Raw genomic sequence first — 20110 nt, forward strand, 5'->3', positions numbered from 1 at the left:
GTGTCGTCGTGGTCGGAAGTCGAGACGGTCGCGCGAGGAGACCGGCGCCGCGGCGCGCGCCGCGGCGCCTACAGTCGGTCTCGACAGGCCCGCGAGAGCACCGTCACCGACCGGTCCAGCTCCGCGAGCGGGAGGTGTTCGTTCGGCGCGTGGTCCAGGTCCGAGTTACCCGGGCCGTAGGTGACCATCGGGCAGTCCCACGCGGCCGCGAACAGGTTCATGTCGCTCGTTCCGGTCTTCCGGAGGAGGCGCACGTCGCCGCCCGTCTCCCTGATCGCCACGCGGAACGCCCGCGCGAGGGGGTTCCGGGGGCTCTCCATCACCGGGGGGATGGGCTCCTTCCAGTGGACCGACCCCGTCGTGAGCTCGCTCTCCGCCAGTTCGTGCACCTCGTCGACGGTGCGGCTCGGCGGGACCCTGAGCTGGACGTCCATCGTCGCCTCGACCGCCAGCCCGTCGTCGGTCAGCCCGCCCTCGACGTCGACCGGCTTGGTCGTCACCTGCTCGAAGACGGGCGTCTCGGGGTCTTCCGGCGTGAACGTCTCCTCGACGCCGTGCCACCAGTCGATGGCGTGCTGGATCGCGTTCGGCTCCGGCCGCGAGGAGTGGCCCGACTCGCTGGTGTTCACGTACGTCCCCGCGAGGAAGCCGCGGTAGCCGAGCGTGATCCCGTTCCAGCCCGAGGGCTCGCCGTTCACGACGGCGCCGGGCGCCGCGTCGCGCTCCGCGACGAGGTGGCGCGCGCCGCGGGAGTCCGTCTCCTCGCCGACGACGCCGACGAACGAGACGCCGGTTGCGACCGCCGCGACCGCCATCGCCACGAGGGGGCCGGTCGCGTCGACCGTCCCACGGCCCCACAGCGCGGGGCCCGTCTCGTCGTACGCTTCGGCCGGCTTCACCGCGACCGGGATGTCGCCCGGCACGGTGTCGACGTGGGAGGTCAAAAGCACCGAGTCGTCGGCGGGCGCGCGGACGTTCCCGACCTCGTCGATCCACGCCTCGCGGCCGTTCGCCGCGAAGAAGTCACGGAGCCGCTCGGCCGCAGCCGCCTCCTCGCCGGAGGGCGAGGGGATCGACACCACGTCGTACAGCAGCTTTCGGGCCGGCGTGTCGCAGGCGTCGGGGTGGTCCCCGTCGCCGCCCGCGACGATCTCCGCCTCGGGGACGCCGCCGTCGGCGGCGGCCCCCGCCTCGCCGGTCCCGGTCGCGTCGGACGCGGTCGGCTCCTCGCCGTCGGGCGCGGTCGACTCCGACTCGCCGTCGCTCGCCATCACGACAGCACCTCGGTGAACGCCTCGACGAACGCGTCGGCGTGGTCCGCTTCAGCGACGAGCGGCGGAAGCAGACGCACCACGCTGCGACCCGCGGGGAGCGCGAGCACACCGTGGTTCACGGCCAGGTCGCGCAGGACGCGGTTCGCCCCTCGTTTCACCTCGATGCCGACCATCAGGCCCGACCCGCGGACGCTCCGCACCGGCAGGTCGTGCTCCTCCGTGGCCGCCTCGATCTCCGAGACGAGGTAGTCGCCGAGCTCCTTCGCGTGAGCGGGCAGGTCGTCCTCGACGACCGCGTCCAGCGTCGCGTTCGCGGCCGCACAGACCACCGGCCCGCCCGAGAAGGTCGAGCCGTGGTCGCCGGGCGACTCCGCGACCCAGTCCGCGACGAGCGTCGCGCCCATCGGCAGGCCGTTGGCGATCCCCTTCGCCGTCGTGAGGATGTCGGGCGTGACGCCCGCCTGCTCGCAGGCCCACAGCGTCCCGGTCCGACCGACGCCGGTCTGTATCTCGTCGAAGACCAGAGCGGCATCGGCGTCGGCGGTCGCCTCGCGGGCCGCCTGCAGGTAGTCGACGGTCGCGGGGTGGATCCCCCCCTCGCCCTGGACGGGTTCGAGGAAGAGGGCGGCGGTGTCGTCGTCGACGGCCGCCTCCAGCGCGTCGGCGTCGCCGTACTCGATGAACTCCACGCCGCCCGCCAGCGGCTCGAACGGCGCCTTGTACTTCCCCTTCCACGTCAGCGCGAGCGCGCCCATCGTCCGGCCGTGGAACGCGCGCTTGGTCGCGACAATCTTCGAGTCGCCGGTCGCGGCGCGCGCGAACTTCATCGCCGCCTCGTTGGCCTCCGTGCCGGAGTTACAGAGCCAGACGTTGTCGAGGTCGCCGGGCGCCAGCGTCGCGAGCTTCTCGTAGGTCTCCGTCCGCACGTCGACGGGGTAGGAGGCCTGTACGTAGGTCAGCGCCGCGGCCTGCTCCTGGACCGCCTCGGTGACGGCCGGGTGCGAGTGACCGAGCGGCGTGCAGGCGTAGCTCGCGCCGAAGTCGAGGTACTCGGTGCCGTCCGCGCCGGTGAGGTGGACGCCCTCGCCGGACTCGATCGTGATCGGCTTCTCCGAGAAGACGAACCCCGACATCAGGCCTCCCCCTCCTCGGCCAGCGCGGCGGCCGTGATGTGGGTCCCGCCGTCACCGAGCGCGTTGACCACCGGGTCGCGCACGTTCGCGTCCGCGACGACGACCTCCGGGGATCCCCCGGAGAGCGCCTCCTTGGCCGCCATGACCTTTTTGCCCATGAACCCCTCCGCGGCCGCCTCCACGTCCGCGAGGTCGGCGGGCGTCGTGGCGGCGTCGATCAGGGTCTCGGGGTCGTCCGGGTCGGCGTAGACGCCGGCCACGTCCGTCAGCAGGACGAGTTCGGCGCCGAGCGCGCCCGCGACCGCCGCGGCCGCGCGGTCCGCGTCCGTGTTGACCGGCGTGACGCCGCCGTCGGACTCCTCGCCCGCCATCGGCGGCGAGACGACCGGGACGTAGCCGTCCCCGAGCAGCGTCGAGAGCAGGTCCGCGTTGACCGACTCCGGCTTGCCGGAGTGGTCGCCGCGGCGGATCTTCTTCTTCCCGTCCTCGACGACGCGGACCGCCGACTTGCGGGGGCCCGAGAGGACGCCGCCGTCGACGCCCGAGAGGCCGACCGCGTCGACGCCCGCCTCGCGCAGCGTCGCCACGAGGTCGGTGTTGACCTTGCCGGCCATCGCCATCGTGAACGCCTCCATCGTCTCCGCGTCGGTGAAGCGGCCGGTGACGCCGGAGGCCGACTCCACGTACTCCGGTTCGACGCCGAGTCGGTCCAGCAGGTCGTCGACCGCGGTCGACCCGCCGTGGACCACGACCACGTCGCGGCCGTTGGCGACGAGGTGGGCCACGTCCCCGACCGCGCCGGCCGGATCGACCGCCTTCGCGCCGCCGACCTTCACGACCACCGGGGGCTCCGCGTCGCCGCCGTCGAGCGCGACCACGTCGCCGCCGTCGGTCAGTTCGATCCCGTCGGTCTCCGCGGGGAACGCGACGCCGTCGGCGGGGTCGCCGCTCGACAGGTCGGCGACCGTGAGGTCGGTCCCCGGGAGCCCGTCTGCGTCGGGCGTATCGGACCCGTCGGACGCGCCGGACGCGCCGGTCGGCGCCGGCGTCATGGGGACCCCACGGGGTGAAGCCCCTGGAACTCCAGGCCGGCGGTCTCCTCGAAGCCGAGCGCGACGTTGGCGGCGTGGACCGCCTGCCCGGCCGACCCCTTCATCATGTTGTCGATGGCCGAGAAGACGACGACGCGCTCGTTGCTCGCGTCGAGTTCGAAGCCGACCTCGCCGTAGTTCGTGCCGGCGACCGCCTTCGGCTCGGGGTAGCGGTAGACGCCGCCCCCGCCCGAGACCATCCGCATGAACGGCTCCTCCTCGTAGGCGCCCCGGTAGGCGCCCCAGAGGTCGCCCTTCGAGACGGGACCGTCCGGGAAGACGTGGCAGGTCGCGGACGCCCCGCGGACCATCTCGACCGCGTGGACCGTGAAGGAGACGTCCAGCCCGAGGTAGGCGCCGATCTCCGCCTCGTGGCGGTGGCTGATCGGCGCGTACGGGCGCACGACGCCCGAGCGCTCGGGGTGCGAGGAGGCCGCGCCGCCGCCGGCGCCGCCCTCCGAGGAGCCCACCTTCACGTCGACGACGACCTCGCCGGTGTCGGGACCGAGCACGCCCGCGTCCACGAGCGGCTTCAGCCCGAGCATCGTCGCGGTGGCGTTACAGCCCCCGCCGGCGATCAGCTCCGCACCGGGGAGGTTCTCGCGGTTCAGCTCCGGGAGCGCGTACTCCGCCTTTTCGAGGTACTCGGGCGCGTCGTGGCCCTCGTACCACTCGTCGTAGAGCGCGGCCTCCGGTAGCCGGAAGTCCGCCGAGAGGTCGACGACGGTGTCGGCCGACTCGAAGTAGCGGTCGATCTGCCCCATCGAGACGCCGTGGGGCGTGGCGGTGAACAGCACGTCGACCGACGCGAGGTCCTCGGGGTCCGAGAAGCGCAGGTCGAGCCCGCGCAGGTTCGGGTGGACCGAGCCGACGGTCTTGCCGCCCGCCGACCGCGAGGTGGCCTGCTCGATGTCGAAGTTCGGGTGGCCGGCCAGCAGGCGAAGCAGTTCGCCGCCCGCGAAGCCGGTGCCGCCGATCACGCCCGCGGTGAGCGTCTCGCCGCCCGCGGTCACGGTGCGGTCACCTCGACCGCGTCGTCATCGTTTCCCGCGGCCGCCTCCGCCTTCGTCTCCAGCCAGTCGACGACCGCCGCGGGCACGTCCGTCTCGACCGCGGAGTTCAGCGCCTTGAACTCCACCGTGTGGTTCACCTCGTGGACGGTGTACTCGCCGGAGCCCTCGCCGCCGACCTCCATCAGGTCGACGCCGAGCAGGCCGCCCCCGACCGCGTCGGAGGCCGTCTTGACCAGGTCCGCGACCGTCTCGTCCACCTCGAAGGCGGTCACCTCGCCGCCCTTCGCGGCGTTGGTGAGCCAGTGGTCCGAGGTGCGCGTCATCGCGGCGACCGGCTCGCCGTCGACGGCGACCACGCGGATGTCGCGGCCCGGCTTGTCCACGAACTCCTGGACGTAGAACACCTTGTGCTCGTAGTGGCCGAGCGTGGCCTTGTGTTCGAGGATGGCCTCCGCGGCGCTGCGGGACTCGATCTTCGCCATCAGGCGCCCCCACGAGCCGACGACCGGCTTGAGGACGCAGGGGTAGCCGAACTCCTCGATGGCCTCCAGCGCCGCGTCGGTGGTGAACGCCACCTCGGTCGCGGGCGTGGGCACGCCCGCCTCCGCGAGCGCGAGCGAGTTCTTCGCCTTGTCCGCGCAGACGTCGGCGGTCTCCGGCCCGTTCACGACCGGGACGCCGTAGCTGTCGAGGAACCGGCTCGCGTACAGCGAGCGGCTGGTCGACAGACAGCGGTCGACGACGATGTCGAGCTCCTCGACGTTCGCGGTCGTCGACTCGAGTCCGAACCGCTCCTTGCGCACGTCGATCTTCTCGACCTCGTGGCCGCGGTCGCGCAGCTCCGCGAGGAGCAGCTTCTCGTCCTTCCGGATCCGGGAGTAGAGGAGTCCGACCTTCATCTCACTCCCCCCAGTCCTCTTCGAGCTCCGGGGCTCGGTCGAGGACCGGCGGGGAGACGTCGATCACTTCGAGCTCTGCGCCGCAGGTTCCGCAGTCGATGATCTCTCCGACCTCCAGGTCGTCGTAGAGGGACACGTCCCCTCCACACTCGACGCATTCGGCTTGGGTCATTGTCGTACGCTCACCTACCGCGTTGAGGGACATAAAGGCATCGAACCTGTCGGATTGATTATGTTACTGCACGCACCGCTATTGGACAGAAAATGGCGTCAGAACCGCCCAGTGAAATCCGATATCAGATTTCTGTTGTTATCTGTCCCCTCGCGGGGACGGCGGGAGCGGTCGCGGTCGCGGCGGGCGGGTCGCGTCCGCACCGCCGACCGCGAGCGGTCGGATCGGCTCAGACATAGCCGGCCACCTCCGCGTCGAGGTCGTCGGCCGCGTCCGCAAGCGCGTCGCGGTGCGTCTCGACCGCCGCGGCGTCGGCCTCGACTCCGTCGCCGGCGGCCGCGATCTCCTCACTGACCGCCGCGGGAGCCGGGCCGCCGGCGGAGTCGCGGCTGGCGACGCTGTGGGCGGGGTCGAGCGCGTGCTCCACGTCCTCGCGGCTCACGTACGCGAACACGGACTCCTCCAGTACCTCGGCGGCGGCCTCGTCAACTTTTGCGGCGGCGGTTGCCGGGTCCATCCCGTCCTCGATCGCCTCGGCGGCCGCGGCGACGATCTCGTGAGCCGTCCGGAAGGGGAGGCCGGCCATCGCCAGCAGGTCCGCGACGCCGGTCGCCGTCGAGAACCCCTCGCCCGCGGCGGCCGCGAGCGCCCCGTCGTTCCAGTCGGCGGTCGCGACCGCGCCGGCCGCGACGCGGGTCGCCTCCGTCACGGCGTCCGCCGCCTCGAAGACGCCGGGGTGGACGCGCTGCAGGTCGCGGTTGTACGCGCGCGGGAGCCCCTTCAGCGCCGTCAGCGTGCCCGACGCCTCCCCGACCGCGTCGCCCGCGACGCCGCGGACCAGCTCCAGCGTGTCGGGGTTCTTCTTCTGGGGCATGATCGAGGAGGTCGACGAGTAGTCGTCGTCCAACTCGACGAGCCCCTTGTTCGCGTAGATGATCACGTCCTCCGCGAGCCCCGACAGCGTCGTCGCGCCCGTCGCCAGCGCGCTCGCTGCCTCCGCGAGGAAGTCCCGCGAGGCGGCGGCGTCCATCGAGTTGCGGACGGTGCCGTCGAACCCGAGCAGGGCGGCCGTGCGGTCGCGGTCCACGTCGAAGGGCGTCCCCGCGAACGCGGCCGCGCCGAGCGGCGACCGGTTGGTGCGGTCGTAGGCGTCCAGCAGACGCGCGGTGTCGCGCGCGACCGCCGACTCGTACGAGAGGAGCCAGTGGGCGACCGTGATCGGCTGGGCGGGCTGGAGGTGCGTGTAGCCGGGCATGACCGTCTCGACGTGCTCGCGGGCGGTCTCGACGAGCGCCTCGCGCAGCGTGATAGTCGCCGCGGCGGCGTCCAGCAGGTCCGCGCGCAGGCGGTGACGGATGCAGGTCGCCACCTCGTCGTTGCGCGAGCGCGCGGTGTGCATCTTCCCGCCGTCCGGGCCGACGCGGTCGATCACCGCGGTCTCGATGGCCTCGTGGACGTCCTCGCCGTCGGGCAACGCGCCGTGGCCCGCCGCCTCCACCTCCGCGAGCGCCGCGAGGATCTCGCCGGCGACGCCGTCCTCGACGATCCCCTGCTCCGCGAGCATGACCACGTGCGCGCGGTCGACCGCGAGGTCGGCCGCGAAGATGCGCTCGTCGGCCGCGAGGCTCGAAAGGAACTCCCGCGCGGGGCCGCCGCTGAAGCGGTCGCGTCGGACTGCCGTCTCGGGGGCGTCGCCGTTCGTCATCGGTCAGTTCTCGTGCAGGTAGTCGTCGGCGGTCTCCGCGACGGTGTCGTCCGAGTCCGTCGCGTCCGCGCCGCCGTCCGCCGCGAGCTCCGGCTTCTCGACGCCCGCGTGGATCTCGTTGGCCAGGCGCTCCTGGAGGCCGTGGTACTTCGCGACGCCCGTGGCGTCCTCCTGCGCGATGCCGGCCACGTCCTCCGTGTTGAACGAGGCCATCTCCTCGGAGTAGACCGCGTACTCCGAGTCGCGGGCGACGACGCGGCAGCTCCCGCCGGAGACCTTCACCGTCGCGGTGCCGGTGACCGCGGTCTGCGTCTCGTCGATGAACGCCTCCAGCGCGTCGACGACCGGCGCGAACACGAGCCCCTGGTACGCCTTTTCCGACCACTCCTGCTCGATGCTCTTCTTCGAGGAGCGCTCGCCCTTCGTGAGCACGAGGTCCTCGAGCGCCCCGTGGGCGGTCAGCAGGACGGTCGCGGCCGGGTGCTCGTAGTTCTCGCGCACCTTCAGCCCGAGCATGCGGTCCTCCATCACGTCGGTACGGCCGACGCCGTACTGGCCCGCGTACTCGTTGAGGTACTGGATCAGCTCGACGGGCGCCATCTCCTCGCCGTCGACGGCGACGGGCACGCCCGCCTCGAAGGCGACCTCGATGGTCGTCTCGCCCTCGGGCTCGGCGGTCCACTCGTAGATGTCCTCCGGGGGGACGTAGTCGGGGTTCTCCAGCTCGCCGCCCTCGACCGCGCGCGACCAGATGTTCGTGTCGATGGACCAGACGCCGCCGTCGCCCGCCTCGACGGGCAGGTCCTTCTCGGCCGCGTACTCGATCTCCCACTCGCGGGTGAGCCCGAGTTCGCGGACGGGCGCGATGACCTCCAGGTCCGAGCCGCGCCACACGGTCTCGAAGCGGAGCTGGTCGTTCCCCTTCCCGGTGCAGCCGTGCGCGATCGCGTCGCAGTTCTGCTCCTCGGCGACCTCCAGAATGGCCTCGGCGATGACCGGGCGCGCGAGCGCCGTGCCGAGCGGGTAGCCCTGGTAGGTCGCGTTCGCCTTCACGCCGGTGAAGCAGAGCTCCGCGAACTCCGCCTTCGCGTCGACGACGTAGTGTTCGAGGCCGAGCGCCTCGGCGGTCTCCTCGGCCTCCTCGAACTCCGACTCCGGCTGGCCGACGTCGACCGTGACGCCGACGACCTCGTCGTAGCCGTACTCCTCTTCCAGGATCGGGACGCAAACGGTCGTGTCAAGTCCACCGCTGAACGCGAGTGCCACGCGTGTCATTACCGGAGTAGAACCGCTTCACCCCCTTAAATTCCGCGGTTTTAATTTTGGAAGGAAAGGGCAGCGTCGTCACTCGCCACGACGAATAGCGTGGTAACTACGGGGTGAAACGGTGCGACGCGACGAGGGGAGTGAGGAATTACTGGCCACGGAGGGCCGGTCGCGTCGCGTCCGGGGCCGGTCGTCGGCCCGCCGGACGCGGCGCTCGTCGCGGTCGCGGCGCTCGTCGGACTCGGGCGAGACCGGAGTCGTGACGAGCGTCCGCGCTCATTGACAGTCCGTAGCGACCCCACCCTACTAAAGCCTTCCGCGCCGGCAGATAACCGGTGTCACTGGTTCCCACGACCGGACCCACGACCGATCACGACGCCTGATCGACCGCTACGCCTTTTTGAATCGGCCGCGCAACGGTGCCCATGGAGATCCTCGTCTTCGGCGCCGGCTCGCTCGGCAGCCTCGTCGGCGGGCTGCTCGCGCGCGCTCACGACGTGACGCTCGTCGGGCGGGACCCGCACATGCGCCGCGTCCGGGAGGACGGCCTCCGGGTCGAGGGCGCGGTCGAGGCCCACACCCATCCCCGGGCGCTCACCGACGGGACGGACCGGGCGGCGGACCTCGCCGTGGTCACGACGAAGGCGTACGACACGGACGCGGCCGCGCGGGCGCTCGCGACCGGCGAGTACGACGCGGTGCTCTCGCTCCAGAACGGCCTGACCGAGGAGCGACTCGTCGCCGGCCTCGACGCGTTCGTCCTCGCGGGCACCGCCACCTACGGCGCGCGCCTCCGCGAACCGGGCCGCGTGGAGTGCACCGGCGTCGGCGAGGTGCTGATCGGGTCGCTTTCGGACGGGGCGGACCGGACGGCACGCCGGACCGCGGAGGCGTTCGCCGACGCGGCGATCGACGCCCGCGCGGTCGGGGACATGCCGCGCCGCCGCTTCGAGAAGCTGGCGGTCAACGCGGGGATCAACGCACCGACCGCGCTGGCGGACCTCGACAACGGCGCGCTCGTCGACGGGCCCGGGCGGAGCGTCGCCGCGGAGGCCGCACGCGAGGTCGCCCGCGTCGCCCGCGCCGAGGGCGTCGCTCTCTCCGAGGCGGACGCGGTCGCGGCGCTGAGCGACGTCGCCGACGCCACCGCCGCCAACCACTCCTCGATGCGGCAGGACCTGACCGCCGAGCGACGCACCGAGGTCGACGCCATCTACGGCGCGGTCGAGGAGCGCGCCGACGCCGCCGCCCTCCCGGTACCGACCTGTCGCACGCTGGCGGCGCTGATCCGGGCGTGGGAGGCGGACCGCGGGCTCCGACCGGGCGACGAGAACTAACTCGCAGCCGGCATAAACGGCGCGGTCGACAGAAACGGCGCGACGCGACCGCTCAGCACCACTCCTCGAGGACCGCGGCGTCGACCTCCTCGACCGACACCCACGCGTCCTCCCGGGACACGTCCGCGATGACGAACTCCGGTCGCTCGTGTGTGGCGTCGACGGACGCCATCACGTCCGGGGACTCCGGAAACGCGAGCGCGTCGCTCGCGTCCGGCAGCGCCGGGGGGTTGGGGTTCGTGTCCGGCTCGTCCCAGGGAGTGGAACTCCGTGACATGGTTGTTAGAACCTACCAGACGAATATAAACATGTCGGAGAGACACCGATGGATCCTCGACCTGTACACGAACGTGCTTATAAATCGGCGGCACGGCGCGGGGATCGCCGCGGATCCGTCGGCCGCGAACGACGTTTTCGCGAACTGTCAGGCGACCGTCGACGCGGCGTGGCGCCACGCGCGGTGCCGCGGGCGTCGGCGGCCGCGCTCGGAGCCGCGAGACGCGCCACAGCCCGGCGCGAGACGGGACGAGCGACCGCGAACGCGCCCGCACACCTTCGCAGTATACAAGAGGACCGCCGGTGAAGGACGGGTCATGAAGGTAGCCGACGCGATGACCCCCCGAGACGACCTCGTGGTCGTCGAGCTTCCCGGGACGCGCGACGACGTGCTCGAGTACATCCAGGAGTACGGCTTCTCCTCGGTTCCCGTCGTGAAGGGAACCGGCGAGGGCGAGGTGTACCGCGGGCTCGTCTCGCGGGACGACCTCATCGAGCAGCCGAACGAGGACCAGCTCGCGATCCTCATGCGGGACGTGCCCACGGTCGGCGCCGACGCCGACATCCGCGAGGCGGCCGACCTGATGGTGACGGAGGACGCCCGCCGCGTCCCCGTGGTCGACGGCGACGAACTGGTCGGCATCCTCACCGTCACCGACGTGGTCCGGGCCATCGCCCGCGGCGAGGTCGACGGCGAGACCCCGGTCGGCGACCTGGCGACGACGGCCGTCAACGCCACCTACGTCGACGCGCCGCTGCCGGTCGCGGAGCGGGAGATCTCCCTCTCGGCGGTCCCCTACGCGGTCGCGCTCGACGACGACGCGGACATGGCGGGCATCCTCACCGAGGTCGACGTGCTCGAGGTGGCCCGCGTCGTGGAGGGCGAGGAGGGCACCGGCGAGAGCGTCGCCAACCAGGACGACGACTGGGCCTGGGAGGGGATCAAGGCGACCGGCAACCGCTACCTCCCGACCCGCAACGTGGAGATCCCGGCCGGTCCCGTCGGCGAGTTCATGACCGCCGACGTGGTCACCGTCTCGAAGCGCCGGACGGCGAAGGAGACCGCTCAGGAGATGATCTCCACCGACATCGAGCAGATCCCGCTGGTCAGCGGCGGCGAGCTCGTCGGCGTCGTCCGCGACGTGAACCTGCTGGAGGGCATCTGAGCATGGCCGGCACGGAGATCGTGGAACTGGCCAAGCGCCGGGGGTTCTTCTTCGGCTCCAACGGCGCCTACGGCGGCACCGCGGGCTTCTACACGTTCGGCCCGCAGGGCGCGGCGCTCAAGCGCAACGTCGAGGAGGCGTGGCGCGACCGCTTCACCGTCGCCGAGGGCAACCAGGAGATCGAGGCCCCGACCGTCATGCCCGAGCCCGTCTTCGAGGCGTCGGGCCACCTCGACGGCTTCGACGACATGCTGGTCGAGTGCGCCGAGTGCGGCGAGTCCCACCGCGCGGACCACCTCGTCGAGGACGCGACCTCCATCGAGGACGCGGAGGCGCTGCCCGGCTCCGAGGTGGAGCTTCTGATCCGCGACCACGACATCGCCTGCCCCTCCTGTGGCACGCCGCTCGCGGGCCAGGACGTGGAGGACTTCAACCTCATGTTCGCCACCGACATCGGCCCCGGCGACTCCCAGCCCGGCTACCTCCGCCCGGAGACCGCGCAGGGCATCTTCGTGGAGTTCCCGCGGCTCAAGGAGTACGCCCGCGGTCGGCTCCCCTTCGGCGTCACGCAGATCGGCGCCGCCTACCGCAACGAGATCTCCCCGCGCGGCGGCCTCCTGCGACTGCGCGAGTTCACGCAGGCCGAACTGGAGCAGTTCATCCACCCCGAGGACGACGAGCCGCCGCTGTGGAAGGTCGCTGACGTGGAGGTCCTGCTGTACCCCGCCGACGAGCAGGAGGCCGAGGACGGCGACTACGTCGAGACGACGGTCGGCGAGGCGGTCGAGGAGGGGATCGTCGGCTCCGCGTGGGTCGGCTACTACCTCGGCGTCGCCCAGGAGTGGTACGAGCGCGTCGGCGTCGACATGGACCGGTTCCGGTTCCGCCAGCACCTCCCGGGCGAGCGCGCCCACTACGCCGCGGACTGCTGGGACGCCGAGTCCGAGGTCGACGGCGACTGGATCGAGATCGCGGGCTTCTCCTACCGCGCCGACTACGACCTCTCGAAGCACGGCGAGTACGGCGACGACGCCTTCACCGTCTTCCAGCGCTACGACGAGCCGAAGACGGTCGAGCGCGCCACCGTCGACCCCGACATGGCCACGCTCGGCCCCGAGTTCGGCGGGCGGGCCGCCGCGGTCGCCGAGGCGCTGGAGGACCTGGCCGCCCGCGACCCCGACGCCTTCGAGGCGGACGCGGTGAGCGTCGAGGTCGACGGCGAGACCGTCTCGGTCGACGCGGACGTGGCGAACTTCTCCGTCGAGGAGGTCACCGAGAACGGCGAGCACGTCACGCCCCACGTCGTCGAGCCCTCTTTCGGCGTCGGCCGGACGGTCCAGACGCTGCTGGCCCACGCCTATCGCGTCGACGAGGTCGACGGCGAGGAGCGCTCGTACCTCTCGCTGGAGCCGGAGCTCGCCCCCACCGACGCCGCGGTGTTCCCGCTCGTGACCAACGAGGAGACCCTCGTCGAGACCGCGCGGTCGGTCGCGAACGACCTGCGCGAGCAGGGGCTCTCCGTCGCCTACGACGACTCCGGCTCCATCGGCCGGCGGTACCGTCGTCAGGACGAGGTCGGCACGCCCTTCTGTGTCACCGTCGACCGCGACGGCCTGGAGGGCGACGGGCCCGACACCGTCACGGTCCGCGAGCGCGACACGGCCGCGCAGGTCCGCGTCCCGGTCGACGGGCTCGCGGACGCGCTCGCGCCGCTGCTGGCGGGCGAGGACTCCTTCGAGGCGTTCCTCGACGAGTACGAGACCGTCGACAGCGACGTGGAGACGCAGTAACGCGATGACCGGGGGACCGGCGCGCGAGGACGGTCGGGGGTCGTCGGGCGACGACGGTCCGGAGGCCGACGCGCGATGACGGGCGCCGTCGACGAGGAGCGCCCCCGCAGCTGGCGCGAGCGCGTCGAGCTGGAGCGCCGGCTCGTCCACGCGGCGGGCGTCGGCTTCCTGGTCCCGTACCTGATCGGCTGGCTCACGTGGACCGAGACGCGGCTCCTGCTCGGGGCCGGGCTTGTCGTCGTGGTCGTGCTGGAGTTCCTCCGGCTGGTCGTGGGACTCGACCACGCCGTCTACCGCAAGCTGACGCGTCCCTACGAGGCCGACAGCGTCGCGGGCTACGCGCTCTACATGCTGAGCATGGCCGGCGCCGGAATCCTCCTCCCCCGCCCGGTCGCGATCCCCGCGATGCTGATGCTGGCGCTCGGTGACCCGGTGAGCGGCGCGCTCGGCGACAACGCGGCCGACGAGCCGAAGCGCCCGGTCGTGTGGCTCGCGATGTTCCTGACGTGTCTGGCGCTGGCGCTGCCGTTCACCGTCGCCGCCGCGGGACCGACCGCGGGCGCCGCCGCCGCGGTCCTGGGCGCGCTCGGGGCGACGGTCGCCGACGGGCTGCCGCCGATCGTCCGCGGATACCCGGTCGACGACAACCTCACCATCCCCCCTGCCGCGGCCGCGGGGCTGCTCGTCGGGTTCCACCTCGTCGGCTGACCGGCGGCGCCGCCGCTACGGCGGATAAAAGAACTCCGAGCCCGCACCGGCCGGGCCGGCGGGACGCGGAGAAAGTTACGTGTGGGGTCGCCCGGAGTTACAGGTCGCGCGGCTGGACCGTCTTGCGGTCGTTCGCCTCCGCGCGGCGGGCGGCGTCCTCGAGCAGCTCATCGACTTCCTCGTCGAGCGCCTCGTAGAAGTCCGACGCGACGTTCTTCTCTTCGAGCGCTTCCTTGACGGCTGCCTTGACAATGAGGTCTGCCATGCACTCGGGTCTTCCCCGTCACCGTTTATAAGATTTCCTGAATTCGACCGATACGAGGCGCCTGCAGGCTGTTCGCACGGGGTGCGCGCCGCACATCGACATAAATCTTCCGGGCCGGAGCGACTGAAACCTGCCGAGAACCCGGGCAGCGATCGGACTCCGGGCCGGCCGCGGTTCGGTGAACGCGGTCAAAGCTGCCGATAATCGGGCGACGCCGGTCTCGCGCGCGCCCGAACCGACAACTACGACTCCGACGGGCGCCACGAGTTGGACATGCGCGAGACGCTCGCAGCGCTCGCGGCCGGGGAGATCTCCGTCGCCGAGGCGGAGTCCCGGCTGGCGGGCTACGCGACGACGGAGGCCGGGCGGTTCGACGCCGCCCGCGAGCACAGACGCGGGATCCCCGAGGCGGTCCTCGCGGAGGGGAAAACCGCGGCCGAGACGGCGGCGCTCGCGGTCACCGCCGTCGAGACCGCCGGCCGTGCGGTCGTCACCAGGACCGACACGGAGACGGCGGCGGCCGTCCGCGAGGCCATCGCCGAGTCCGTTCCGGACGCGACCGTCGACCACAACGCGCGCACACGGACGGTCGTGGTCCACGCACCGGACTTCGAGCCGCCGTCGCTGGACGCCCGCGTCGCGGTCGTCACCGCGGGCACCTCGGACGCGCCCGCGGCGGGCGAGGCCGCGACCATCGCCCGGGAGATCGGCGCCGACGTGGACCTGATCGAGGACGTGGGCGTCGCGAGCCTCCTTCGGATCGTCGACCAGCTCGACCGGATCCGCGGGGCCGACGTCGTGATCGTCGCGGCCGGGCGCGAGGGCGCGCTCCCCACCGTCGTCGCGGGGCTCGTGGACGCGCCCGTCATCGGCCTGCCCGTGGGGACGGGATACGGCGTCGGCGGCGAGGGGGAAGCGGCGCTGTACGGCACCCTCCAGTCCTGCACGGTGCTGACGACCGTCAACGTCGACGCCGGCTTCGTGGCCGGCGCGCAGGCCGGCCTGATCGCCCGGGCGGTCGACGGGGTGAGCGGCGCCGCGGACGGGGCCTCGGGCAGCGAGTCGAACGGAGAGTAACCGCGGAGTGACGGCGCGTCGAAGTGACGGATCGTTATTGGTTCCCGCCCGTCACCGACCGATATTGCGAGAGTTTCACACTCGGCCGATTATTTTTCGGATAGACGCCCACAACCCCTCGAAACGCGGAGAGGACAAGGGTATTTCAGCGTCGCTCCCGTACTGGGGGCCGCCGGCAAGCGGTGGATGCCGGTCCAACATGCCAACCTGCGACAACTGCGGGTCGCACGTGTCGGACCGCTTCGCCCGCGTGTTCGCGGACGAGGTCGGACAGCTGCTCGCCTGTCCCGCCTGCTCGGCGAACGCCGGGATCGCGGAAGCGGCGCGAGAGCGCACCCGTTCCCAGAACTGAGGGGGCATCGTCCCGCCATCCCTCGCGCCCGCTCCACGGCGGCCGCGACCGACCATCCCCGACGCGCGGCGGGGCGGCCCCGGAACCGGGATTCTTTAGCCACCGCGTCGAAGCGGGGGCGTGCACTACGTCTACGTGCTGGAGTGTGCCGACGGGACGCTCTACACCGGTTACACGACGGACGTCGAGCGGCGCGTCGCCGAGCACGACGCCGGCGAGGGCGCGAAGTACACTCGCGGGCGCACGCCGGTCGAGCTCCGCCACGTGGAGTCGTTCGAGACGAAGTCGGCCGCGATGTCTCGCGAGCACGCGGTCAAACAGCTCTCCCGGACCGAGAAGGAGCGGCTCGTGGCGGCGGGCGAGGCGGTCGAGTCGCCGTAGCGCACCCGCTCAGCGGCGCAGGCGCTCGGCGTGTTCGTACACCTCGAGGCCGAGCGTCTCCGTCCGCTCGCGGAGGGCGTCGTCCGTGAACGCCCCGTCCGCGAAGGCGCCCGACGCGCCGCGGATACCGACCTGATGGGGAACGACCCACGCGTGGACGTTCCGCATCGTCGCGCGGACGTGTTCGAGCGTGGCGCCGTACGACCCCCCGCCCGCGGTGGCGACGAGGCCGACCGCGGTGTCCTCGTACTCGTCGGAGCCGCAGTAGTCGTGGAAGTTCTTGAACGTCGAGGAGTAGGAGCCGTGATAGACGGGCGTGCCGACGACGACGCCCTCGGCCTCGCGCACGCGCCGCCGGAGCGCCGCGCTCTCGCCCTGGTCGTCGCGGTCGGGGTGGTACAGCGGCAGGTCGACCGCACCGAGGTCGATCAGGTCCGTCTCCGCGCCCGCGGCGGCCGCGGCCTCGAGCGCGCACGCCACCGCCGCGCGCGTGTAGCTCTCGGTCCGACGGCTGCCGGAGATGCCGACGATGGTGGTCATTACCCCACGTCCGCGGCCCGGCGTCAAAAACGCCGCGAGACGTGGCGAGTCCGGATGCCGGGACTCCGCGAGCGGCGCCTACACCGAGAGCACGGGCTGGCTCGCGTACAGCAGGACGTACTCGGCCGCCTTCTCCAGCACCTCGCCCGGGTCGCCGGAGACCGGTTCGCGGGGGACGACGAGGAAGTCCGCGTCGAGGTCCTCGGCCGTGTCGAGGATCACGCTCCCCGGATGGGTGGTCTTCACCTTCGTGGAGAAGCCGTAGGCGATGGAGGTGGTGGTCTCCACGTCGAGGTCGGCCGCGTGCTCGCGGACCTCCTCGGTGAACGACTCGGTGTCGGCCGCGACCTCCGACTCGTCGACCGCCCCCGTCTCGATGGCGCGGACCACGTCCTCGCCGAGCACGTACACCGCGTGCATCGTGGCGTCGTACTCGTTCGCGACCGCTATCGCGTACTCGACGGCCTCCTGTGATTCCTCGCTGCCGTCGACCGGCGCCAGCACGAGGTCGATCTCGAGGTCGACCATACTCCCCGGTCGTCGCCGGCCGTCAAAAACCTCCGGTTGCGCGGTCGAGCGTCGGTCCACCTCCCACGGCCGCCGCGGGCTGCCGGCTCTGGCCGCTACAGCGGTAACAGCGACCGCCCGAACAACGCGCCCGCGAGCGCGTCCACGCCGAAGGCGACGAACACCGCCCCGGCGACGCGCCGGACCAGCGCCGGTCGGATCCGGTCGGAGAGGCGCGCGGACGCGAACGCCGTCACCGCCGTCACGGGCACGAACGCCGCCATCACGCCGACCCACACGGCCGGGTCCGCGCCGTACCGCACCGCGAGCGCGATGGTGATGAGCTGCGTCTTATCGCCGATCTCGCCGACCGCGAACAGCCCGAACGCGGCCGCGAACCCCTCGTAGCCCGGCGGGGAGACCCCCTCGATGCGCGACAGCAGGGTCTCCTCGCGGTCCGCCGTCGGCAGCGACACCGCGGGCAATAGGTACCACGCCCCGACTGCGAGGAACAACAGCCCCATCGTCGCGCTCACCGCCGCCTCGGGGAACGCGCCGCGGAGCGCGTCCGCCACGAGGATCTCGACGACCGTCCAGCAGCCGAACGCCAGCGACGCGCCCGCGACCACCCGCCACGGGTCGTACCGCGTCGCCAGCCCCGCGACGACGAACTGCCCCTTCTCGCCGGGCAGCGCCAGCAGCTGGAGACCCGCGGCGACCGCGACGACCTCGATCCAACCGGCCATTCGGTCGGCGGTACGACGCGGACGCGTAAAGGCGTGGCCGATGCGGCCGACGAGGAGAGGTTCGCCGCCCTGCACACCGGCACGTCCGCGGGAGGCCGCCGAGCACCGCTCGGCACCGCCCAGCACCGCTCGGCACCGACCGCCCGGCACCGCCCGCTTTTAAGCCCCGCCGCGGCGAACGCCCGTCCATGTTCGAGACCATCGTCATCGCGACGGACGGCTCGGAGAGCGTGAGCCGAGCGGTCGGCGTCGCGCTGGACATCGCGGACCGGTTCGACGCCACGGTCCACGCGCTGTACGTGGTCGACAGCGGCGAGGTCGAGTCCTCGCCCGACGCCGTTCGTGAGGACCTCCGCGACGCCCTCGACACACAGGGCCGGGAGGCGCTCGAGGAGGTCCGCGAGCGCGCCGCCGACGCGGTCGACACCGACGTCGAGACGGTCGTCCGCGAGGGCCGCCCCGCCGCCGAGATCGCCGCCTACGCCCGCGAGGTCGACGCCGACTGCGTCGCCACCGGCACCCGCGGCCGCCACGGCGAGAACCGGTTCCTGATCGGCTCCGTCGCCGAACGCGTCGTCCGCACCTGCCCCGTCCCCGTCCTGACGGTCCGCCAACTCACCAGCGAGGACCCGCGACGGACCACCATCTAACCGACCTTTTTCTGCGTCGGGTCGCGCCGGCGCTTCGCGCCGGCTTGACCTCTCCTTGAAAAATGTCGATCAAAAAGGGGCCGCGGTCGGCGCTGCGGGCGCTTCGCGCCCTCGCGCCGCCGCGGTTCCACGACCTCGACAGAAACAGCACCGCACCGCCACCGCCCCGCCACAGCACCGCCCCGCCACAGCATCGCCACAGCACCGCACCGCCACCGCACCGCCACCGCACCGCCACCGCACCGCCACCGCACCGCCACCGCACCGCCACCGCACCGCCACCGCACCGCCACCGCACCGCCACAGCGCCGCACGGGAACGGGAAACTGCGCGGAACGTCGCTGTGGGGACAGAAAAACCGACACTCGACCGCCGGTCACAGAAACGGCCCCGCGAACGACGGCGCCGCCGGCTCCCTCACTGCCCGCGGAGCGGCGGAGTTTTCCCGCTCGCGGGGGAGAAACGGGTATGGACGACGACCTCATCGACGACGACGCGATCCCCCTCTCCCGGCGCACGAAACTGCCGGGCAAGGGCTTCTTCTACCCCGACTCGCTGGACGAGGAGCGCGCGGAGACCCGCGCCCGCGAGGCCATCGAGGGCGCCGAGACCGTGGTTATCGCGGACGGCGACGCCGACGGCCTCGCCTGCGCCGCGATGATCCGCGAGGCGTCCGACGCCGCGCTCGACGTGGCGCCCTTCGAGGAGCGCATCGCCGAGCGCCTGCTGGAGTCCGAGGGGGCACTCGATGACGAGAACGTCGAGGAGGATGATGAGGAGGATGACGGCGAGGATGACGGCGAGGAAGCCGAGGCGGACCCCCTCGCGGACGCCCACGCGCAGTCGCCGGTCGCGCTGGTGCCCGCGGGCCCCTACTCGCTGGACGACGCGCTCGAACGCGTCGCGGAGTACGCCGACCCCGGGATCGACCTGTTCGTCTGCGACATCTGCCCCGACGACTTCTCGTGGATCGAGGCACCCCTGCTGACGCTCGCCGAGGACTGCGAGTCGATACACTGGTTCGACCACCACCAGTGGGAGGACGCGACCGCCGAGGCGGTTCGCGACGCGGGCGTCGACCTCGTCGTCGGCGACTCCGACGAGGAGTGTACCGCCGACGTCGCCCTCCGCTCGCTGGCGTACGACTTCGACGAGCGCTGGAGCGAACTGGCGCTGGTCACCCGCGACCACGACCTCTGGCTCAACGAGGACGAGCGGTCACAGGACCTGGCCGATTACGCCTACTGGACCTCGCCGGAGGAGTACGTCGCGGTCGTCGGGGCCTACGGCGCTGACCTCCCCGAGACGGTCGTCGAGTACGTCGAACACCGCCGCGTCGAGAAGGAGAACCGCATCGAGACCGCGGTCGACCGCGCCACCTTCCAGTCCGTCGGCGACTGGTCGGTCGCCGTCACCTACGGCCGCTGCTCGCAGAACGAGGTCGCCGAGCGCCTCCGCGAGCAGGGGGCCGACGGCGCTGTGATCGTCAAGCCCGCGGGCTCCGCGTCGATCCGCGGCTCCGAGGACTTTCGCTACGCGCACGAGGTCGCGGGGAAGGTCAACGGCGGCGGCCACCCGCAGGCGGCCGGCTGCAAGCCCGACATCTACGACGACATGCTCGACTACGCGAACCACTGGACGACGGAGGGGCAGGCCTGCCGGAAGGTGATCCTCGCCGCGTTCGAGGACGTTGCCGAGGAGCTCGCCGCGGGCGAGATCGACGTCGTCGAGCCCGACGAATAGCGCCCCTCGCCCTGTTTCG

Annotated in this window: 22 protein-coding genes; 9 read left to right on the top strand and 13 right to left on the bottom strand. The window is 72.1% G+C overall.

The window, feature by feature from the left end; all coding sequences use genetic code 11:
- Positions 1-68 precede the first annotated feature (68 nt).
- The 8 genes from ACZ432_RS07355 to ACZ432_RS07390 form a co-directional block, all read right to left on the bottom strand.
- Entirely contained in the window at positions 69-1271 is a 1203-nt protein-coding gene (locus tag ACZ432_RS07355) for a [LysW]-lysine hydrolase (protein WP_426964033.1), read from the bottom strand.
- Positions 1271-2407, bottom strand: a complete 1137-nt coding sequence (locus ACZ432_RS07360) for an aspartate aminotransferase family protein (protein WP_426964032.1) — start codon at positions 2405-2407, stop codon at positions 1271-1273. The genes ACZ432_RS07355 and ACZ432_RS07360 overlap by 1 nt, the downstream gene beginning before the upstream one ends.
- A complete protein-coding gene (locus tag ACZ432_RS07365) occupies positions 2407-3459 on the bottom strand; it encodes an acetylglutamate/acetylaminoadipate kinase (RefSeq protein WP_426964031.1) in 1053 nt (350 codons plus the stop codon). Before ACZ432_RS07365 ends, ACZ432_RS07360 begins: the two co-directional genes overlap by 1 nt.
- Entirely contained in the window at positions 3456-4511 is a 1056-nt protein-coding gene (gene argC, locus ACZ432_RS07370; RefSeq protein ID WP_426964030.1) for an N-acetyl-gamma-glutamyl-phosphate reductase, read from the bottom strand. The genes ACZ432_RS07365 and argC overlap by 4 nt, the downstream gene beginning before the upstream one ends.
- Positions 4508-5410, bottom strand: coding sequence for a lysine biosynthesis protein LysX (gene lysX, locus ACZ432_RS07375; protein WP_426964029.1), 903 nt, complete (start codon positions 5408-5410; stop codon positions 4508-4510). Before lysX ends, argC begins: the two co-directional genes overlap by 4 nt.
- A 1-nt stretch (position 5411) precedes the next feature.
- Positions 5412-5582, bottom strand: a complete 171-nt coding sequence (gene lysW, locus ACZ432_RS07380) for a lysine biosynthesis protein LysW (protein ID WP_058367552.1) — start codon at positions 5580-5582, stop codon at positions 5412-5414.
- 229 nt (positions 5583-5811) lie between these two features.
- Positions 5812-7287 (bottom strand): argininosuccinate lyase, encoded by a 1476-nt coding sequence (argH, locus tag ACZ432_RS07385; protein ID WP_426964028.1) that lies wholly within the window; start codon positions 7285-7287, stop codon positions 5812-5814.
- Between the two features lie 3 nt (positions 7288-7290).
- Positions 7291-8562, bottom strand: coding sequence for an argininosuccinate synthase (locus ACZ432_RS07390; protein WP_426964027.1), 1272 nt, complete (start codon positions 8560-8562; stop codon positions 7291-7293).
- 416 nt (positions 8563-8978) lie between these two features.
- Between ACZ432_RS07390 and ACZ432_RS07395 the strand changes: the two genes are divergently transcribed.
- A complete protein-coding gene (locus tag ACZ432_RS07395) occupies positions 8979-9890 on the top strand; it encodes a ketopantoate reductase family protein (protein ID WP_426964026.1) in 912 nt (303 codons plus the stop codon).
- Positions 9891-9942: 52 nt separating this feature from the next.
- On the opposite strand, the gene ACZ432_RS07400 is transcribed toward ACZ432_RS07395, so the two are convergent.
- Entirely contained in the window at positions 9943-10167 is a 225-nt protein-coding gene (locus ACZ432_RS07400; RefSeq protein ID WP_426964025.1) for a DUF7556 family protein, read from the bottom strand.
- Between the two features lie 316 nt (positions 10168-10483).
- Here ACZ432_RS07400 and ACZ432_RS07405 point away from each other — a divergent pair, with 316 nt between their 5' ends.
- From ACZ432_RS07405 to ACZ432_RS07415, 3 genes are all read left to right on the top strand, one after another.
- Positions 10484-11332 (top strand): CBS domain-containing protein, encoded by an 849-nt coding sequence (locus ACZ432_RS07405; protein ID WP_426964024.1) that lies wholly within the window; start codon positions 10484-10486, stop codon positions 11330-11332.
- 2 nt (positions 11333-11334) lie between these two features.
- A complete protein-coding gene (gene glyS, locus ACZ432_RS07410; protein WP_426964023.1) occupies positions 11335-13122 on the top strand; it encodes a glycine--tRNA ligase in 1788 nt (595 codons plus the stop codon).
- A 75-nt stretch (positions 13123-13197) separates the two neighbouring features.
- Complete coding sequence (locus ACZ432_RS07415; RefSeq protein ID WP_426964022.1) at positions 13198-13830, top strand: dolichol kinase; 633 nt, start codon at positions 13198-13200, stop codon at positions 13828-13830.
- Positions 13831-13927: 97 nt separating this feature from the next.
- On the opposite strand, the gene ACZ432_RS07420 is transcribed toward ACZ432_RS07415, so the two are convergent.
- On the bottom strand, positions 13928-14095 hold the full coding sequence (locus tag ACZ432_RS07420) for a DUF1931 family protein (RefSeq protein WP_058367545.1): 168 nt from the start codon (positions 14093-14095) through the stop codon (positions 13928-13930).
- A gap of 273 nt (positions 14096-14368) precedes the next feature.
- Here ACZ432_RS07420 and larB point away from each other — a divergent pair, with 273 nt between their 5' ends.
- The 3 genes from larB to ACZ432_RS07435 all read left to right on the top strand — a co-directional run bounded on the left by larB (position 14369) and on the right by ACZ432_RS07435 (position 15905).
- A complete protein-coding gene (gene larB / locus ACZ432_RS07425) occupies positions 14369-15172 on the top strand; it encodes a nickel pincer cofactor biosynthesis protein LarB (protein WP_426964021.1) in 804 nt (267 codons plus the stop codon).
- 199 nt (positions 15173-15371) lie between these two features.
- On the top strand, positions 15372-15524 hold the full coding sequence (locus ACZ432_RS07430) for a DUF7563 family protein (protein WP_426964020.1): 153 nt from the start codon (positions 15372-15374) through the stop codon (positions 15522-15524).
- A 120-nt stretch (positions 15525-15644) separates the two neighbouring features.
- Positions 15645-15905 carry a GIY-YIG nuclease family protein gene (locus ACZ432_RS07435; RefSeq protein ID WP_426964019.1) on the top strand — a complete coding sequence of 87 codons (261 nt, stop codon included), beginning with the start codon at positions 15645-15647 and terminating at the stop codon, positions 15903-15905.
- A 9-nt stretch (positions 15906-15914) separates the two neighbouring features.
- Here ACZ432_RS07435 and ACZ432_RS07440 read toward each other — a convergent pair whose 3' ends face one another.
- The 3 genes from ACZ432_RS07440 to ACZ432_RS07450 all read right to left on the bottom strand — a co-directional run bounded on the left by ACZ432_RS07440 (position 15915) and on the right by ACZ432_RS07450 (position 17698).
- Positions 15915-16445 carry an NADPH-dependent FMN reductase gene (locus ACZ432_RS07440; RefSeq protein ID WP_426964018.1) on the bottom strand — a complete coding sequence of 177 codons (531 nt, stop codon included), beginning with the start codon at positions 16443-16445 and terminating at the stop codon, positions 15915-15917.
- A gap of 78 nt (positions 16446-16523) precedes the next feature.
- Positions 16524-16973, bottom strand: a complete 450-nt coding sequence (locus ACZ432_RS07445; RefSeq protein WP_426964016.1) for a universal stress protein — start codon at positions 16971-16973, stop codon at positions 16524-16526.
- 95 nt (positions 16974-17068) lie between these two features.
- Positions 17069-17698 (bottom strand): TMEM165/GDT1 family protein, encoded by a 630-nt coding sequence (locus ACZ432_RS07450; protein WP_426964015.1) that lies wholly within the window; start codon positions 17696-17698, stop codon positions 17069-17071.
- A gap of 188 nt (positions 17699-17886) precedes the next feature.
- On the opposite strand from ACZ432_RS07450, the gene ACZ432_RS07455 reads away from it, so the two are divergent.
- Both ACZ432_RS07455 and ACZ432_RS07460 read left to right on the top strand, forming a co-directional pair.
- Complete coding sequence (locus ACZ432_RS07455; protein ID WP_426964013.1) at positions 17887-18348, top strand: universal stress protein; 462 nt, start codon at positions 17887-17889, stop codon at positions 18346-18348.
- A 468-nt stretch (positions 18349-18816) separates the two neighbouring features.
- The gene (locus ACZ432_RS07460) at positions 18817-20091 is read left to right on the top strand and encodes a DHH family phosphoesterase (RefSeq protein WP_426964011.1); all 1275 of its coding nucleotides are present in this window, start codon (positions 18817-18819) and stop codon (positions 20089-20091) included.
- Positions 20092-20110: the final 19 nt, after the last annotated feature.

It is taken from the genome of Haloparvum alkalitolerans, assembly GCF_055381565.1.